This window comes from Microbacterium sp. (assembly GCF_011620715.1).
Taxonomy (GTDB): Bacteria; Actinomycetota; Actinomycetes; order Actinomycetales; family Microbacteriaceae; genus Microbacterium.
In genome coordinates, this window is the sequence record NZ_WOYP01000001.1 from 41,050 (window position 1) to 45,028 (window position 3,979).

Annotated in this window: 6 protein-coding genes; 5 read left to right on the plus strand and 1 reads right to left on the minus strand. The window is 66.2% G+C overall.

Going from position 1 to position 3,979, the window contains the following annotated elements; all coding sequences use genetic code 11:
* Positions 1-227: 227 nt before the first annotated feature.
* The 4 genes from QZV84_RS00180 to QZV84_RS00195 all read left to right on the plus strand — a co-directional run bounded on the left by QZV84_RS00180 (position 228) and on the right by QZV84_RS00195 (position 1,674).
* Positions 228-635: a metalloregulator ArsR/SmtB family transcription factor gene (locus tag QZV84_RS00180; protein WP_292823536.1), complete on the plus strand. Its 408-nt coding sequence runs from the start codon at positions 228-230 to the stop codon at positions 633-635.
* Positions 636-787: 152 nt separating this feature from the next.
* Positions 788-979 (plus strand): helix-turn-helix domain-containing protein, encoded by a 192-nt coding sequence (locus tag QZV84_RS00185; RefSeq protein WP_292823539.1) that lies wholly within the window; start codon positions 788-790, stop codon positions 977-979.
* 124 nt (positions 980-1,103) lie between these two features.
* Complete coding sequence (locus tag QZV84_RS00190) at positions 1,104-1,202, plus strand: AURKAIP1/COX24 domain-containing protein (protein WP_003792170.1); 99 nt, start codon at positions 1,104-1,106, stop codon at positions 1,200-1,202.
* A 208-nt stretch (positions 1,203-1,410) separates the two neighbouring features.
* Positions 1,411-1,674 (plus strand): glutaredoxin family protein, encoded by a 264-nt coding sequence (locus tag QZV84_RS00195; protein WP_292823542.1) that lies wholly within the window; start codon positions 1,411-1,413, stop codon positions 1,672-1,674.
* A 78-nt stretch (positions 1,675-1,752) separates the two neighbouring features.
* On the opposite strand, the gene aspS is transcribed toward QZV84_RS00195, so the two are convergent.
* Positions 1,753-3,105: an aspartate--tRNA(Asn) ligase gene (gene aspS, locus QZV84_RS00200; RefSeq protein ID WP_292823545.1), complete on the minus strand. Its 1,353-nt coding sequence runs from the start codon at positions 3,103-3,105 to the stop codon at positions 1,753-1,755.
* Between the two features lie 125 nt (positions 3,106-3,230).
* Here aspS and QZV84_RS00205 point away from each other — a divergent pair, with 125 nt between their 5' ends.
* Complete coding sequence (locus tag QZV84_RS00205; RefSeq protein ID WP_292823548.1) at positions 3,231-3,914, plus strand: DedA family protein; 684 nt, start codon at positions 3,231-3,233, stop codon at positions 3,912-3,914.
* Positions 3,915-3,979 lie beyond the last annotated feature (65 nt).

The window sequence follows — 3,979 nt, forward strand, 5'->3', positions numbered from 1 at the left end:
AGGCAGCGAAAGAAGTCCGGTGAAGAGCAGAATCAGCGTCGCGAACACCAGCACTGCGAAACGCGCAGGCGATGAGGTGGTCAGATCCTGCAGGCGGTCCCATCCACGCCGCAGTGCATGTGTCGCGCGCGAGACGAACGACCTGTTCGGGTCAGCCGCCATGCCTGGCCCCTTCGCTCGAAACCTCAGTCATGGTACTCCGGGAGATGCCCGACTAACCTAAGCACATGGCGGACATCTTCGACGTGATCGCGGACGGCACACGTCGCGACATCCTGCAACTCCTGCTCGATCGCTCATCCGCCGGAGAGCGCGGAACGAGCGTGTCGTACATCGTGCAGCAGCTCGCCGTGAGCCAGCCGACGGTGTCGAAGCACTTGAAGGTGCTGCGCGAGGCGCAGCTCGTCTCGGTGCGCGAAGAAGGACAGCACCGGTACTACAGCCTGTCCTCCGCGCCACTCGACGAGATCGACGACTGGCTGATCCCGTTTCTCGACGACGCGACGGACGGGGAGCCGGCCGGCACGTCGACCCTGCCCGACTCGGCAGCGCACGCTGCCGACACCCTGGGCCGCGCCGCCGCTTCGGCCAAGCACGCGCTCGAGAACGCGCTCAAGAAGCTGCCCGGGCGCTGACCCCCGACGTGTCAGCAGTTCGGCGTCGGCGCGGGAGCGGTCGCCCCAGCCTCGCCGGCCGTCCGGCACAGGGAGGCGTGGTCCCGTGGGTTTACACGCGTCGCACGCACACCATAGAGTGTGCTGTGCACCATCCTGGCGAAGGGGAGATCATGGCGGACTTGCCTGATGTGCGCTTCCTGACGGTCGCGGAGGTCGCCGACATCATGCGGGTGTCGAAGATGACGGTCTATCGACTCGTGCACGCGGGCGAATTGCCTGCCGTGCGGTTCGGCCGCAGCTATCGTGTTCCCGAGTCCGCCGTGACCGAGGCGCTCCAGCGTCCGATCGCCGACGTCGGCTGACACGCCGCAATCGCAGGCAGGCGCGCCTGATAGACTGCCCAAAGGCATTTTTCGTTCTTGCCGTTCCCGGGCATGACTGCACGCAGGTGCAGGTAGCCCAGACCCCGACTTAGTGAGGTTTTCCGTGGGTTCAGTCATCAAGAAGCGCCGCAAGCGCATGGCGAAGAAGAAGCACCGCAAGCTGCTTCGCAAGACTCGCCACCAGCGCCGCAACAAGAAGTAGCGCCACCGACACCGAGCGCCTGTCCGTTGGACGGGCGCTTCGTGTTTCGTGGCGCCGACGCCGCGGCATCCGTCTCGCCGAACTGCCGTCAGAATGGACGGATGGAAACGATCAGCGCCGAGCAACTCCGCGAACGCGAAGGCCTGCCCCGCTTGAATGTCGAGGGCGGCACCGACGGCTGGAAAGACGCGGGCTTGCCCGTCGAGCGATGACCGAACTGACCCTGATCGGCAAGCCCGACTGTCACCTCTGCGAAATCGCGCACGAGATCGTGGACGCAGTGATCGCTGACCTACCCGACGACGTCGCCGACCGGATCGACGTGCGAGAGGCATCCATCGCCGACGATCCCGCGCTCTACGAGCTGTGGTGGGAGAAGATCCCGGTCGTCCTGATCGACGGGCGACTGCACGGCCATTGGCGCGTTGCGCCGGATCGCCTGCGGACAGCCCTGCTCGACGCCGTCCGCTGACCAATTCTCGATCTCATGCCGCCGGTGTCGCGGAAGCCGAACGATCCTTCGAGGGATGCTGCCGCAGTCGTGTTCCCGCTACGGCGAGAGGCGCGTCGGGCCGCGGAACAGGTAGGTCACTTCGCGGATCGATGACTCGCCGAGCATCAGCATCAGCACGCGCGCAAGGCCCATGCCGAACCCGCCGTGAGGGGGCACGCCGTAGCGGAAGAAGTCGAAGTAGAAGTCCAGATGCTCCGGCTCGAGCCCCTTCTGCTTCGCCTGCTCGATCAGGATGTCGACGCGGTGCTCGCGCTGTGCGCCGGTCGTGATCTCGACGCCGTTGTAGAGGAGGTCGTAGCTCTTGGTGAGCCCGGTCTCGTCATCGCGCATGTGGTAGAAAGCGCGGATCTCGTGCGGGTAGTCGGTGATGAACACGAAGTCGTGCCCGTAGACCTCTTTCACATGCGCCGAGATCTGACGCTCGCCTTCGGGGTCGAGGTCGCCGTCGGCGCGCGGGATGTCGTAACCGCGTGCGGTGACGATGTCGTGGGCCTCGGCCAGCGGGATGCGGGGGAATGGCACGGTCGGCGCGACGACGGTGACGCCGAAGAGCTCTTCGATCTGGGTGCCGTGCTTGTCGGCGACCGCGCCGATGGAGTACGCCAGAAGCTCCTCCTGCATGCGCGCGACGTCCTCGTACGAGTCGATCCAGCTGATCTCAGCATCGATGCTCGTGAACTCGGTGGCGTGACGCGACGTGAACGAAGGGTCGGCGCGATAGACGTCGCCGATCTCGAAGATCTTGCCGAAGCCGGCCGACTGCGCCATCTGCTTGAAGAACTGCGGGCTCTGCGCGAGGTACGCGGTCTGCTCGCCGAAGTACTCGAGCGCGAACAGCTCCGCGTTGGACTCGGATGCGGAGGCCATGAGCTTGGGCGAGTGGATCTCGATGAAGTCGCGCTCGATCCACCAGGTGCGCATCGCGTGCTCGAGGGTGGTCTGCACGCGGAAGATGAGGTTGTTGCGGCGCTGGCGAAGGTCGAGGAAGCGCCAGTCCATGCGCTTGTCCTGCGCGCTGTCGGCCGCGATCGGCATCTCGGGCAGCGCGAGCGCCGCGATCTCGAGCCAGCCGACCTTGATCTCGACGCCGCCGAGCTTGACGCGCTCGTCGTGCTTGAGCTCGCCGTGCACCGTCAGGAACGTGCCGGTCGTGAGGGCGGAGATGGTGTCGGTGAGTGCGAGCGCGTCGGCGTTCTGCGGCTCTGCTCCCTCGACCGCTTCGACGTCGGGGCGGGTCGCCGGGTTCACCAGCTGCACGGCGCCGGTCTCGTCTCGGAGGACGACGAACTGCACCTTCTTCTGATCGCGGACGGTCTCGACCCACCCCGACACCGAGACGGGGCTGTCGGGGAGGGACTGCAGCTGCTTCACAAGGACGCGTTCACTCACGAGGGGACAGTCTACGGGCCCCTGTTCACACGCCCTGCTCAGCTTGCGGACACCTTCGGTCGGTAGCCTCGTGACAGCGTCCTGGCCGATGTCGCCCGAGGGACCGCCTGATTGCAGGGAGCCCCATGACCGACATCGCCCCCACCTCCACTCCGAGCGACGGATCATGGCTCACGACCATCGTCGACGCCGTGGTGTCGCTGATGGACGTCATCGGCCCGCCAGGTGCCGGAATCGCGATCGCACTGGAGAACCTGTTCCCACCGCTGCCCAGCGAGGTCATCCTGCCGATGGCGGGGCTCGCCGCCAGCCGCGGTTCGTTCACGCTCGTCGAGGCGATGGTCTGGACGACCCTCGGTTCGGTCGTGGGCGCCTTCGCCCTTTACGGACTCGGAGCGTGGCTGGGGCTGAGCCGGTTGCGGTCGATAGCGGCCCGGGTTCCGCTCCTGCATCCTGAGGACATCGATCGCACGGTTGCGTGGTTCGGGCGGCACGGCGGCAAGGCCGTGTTCTTCGGGCGTATGATCCCGCTGTTTCGCAGCCTCATCTCGATCCCCGCAGGGATCACGCGGATGCCGCTGTGGAAGTTCGGCCTCCTGACGGCGACCGGCAGCCTGATCTGGAACTCGATCTTCGTCCTGGCCGGATTCTTCCTCGGCGAATCGTGGCCGGTCGTGCAGCGGTACGCCGACATCCTGCAGTACGTCGTGATCGCCGTCACCGGCCTGGGGATCTCGTGGTTCGTCTACGCCCGTACGCGGTCGCTGCTGGCATCCCGTCGCGCGGCCGCCGCCGACGACGAGGCCTGATCCGCTCCGGACCGGATGTCGAGGTCGCACCGAAGAAGACGAGCGTCTCTTCGACGATCCTGGTC

What these genes read in the sequence shown, in the direction of transcription:
- QZV84_RS00185 (WP_292823539.1), top strand. Translation starts at nt 788, where the DNA reads ATGGCGGACTTGCCTGATGTGCGCTTCCTGACGGTCGCGGAGGTCGCC.
- QZV84_RS00180 (WP_292823536.1), top strand. Translation starts at nt 228, where the DNA reads ATGGCGGACATCTTCGACGTGATCGCGGACGGCACACGTCGCGACATC.
- QZV84_RS00195 (WP_292823542.1), top strand. Translation starts at nt 1,411, where the DNA reads ATGACCGAACTGACCCTGATCGGCAAGCCCGACTGTCACCTCTGCGAA.
- QZV84_RS00205 (WP_292823548.1), top strand. Translation starts at nt 3,231, where the DNA reads ATGACCGACATCGCCCCCACCTCCACTCCGAGCGACGGATCATGGCTC.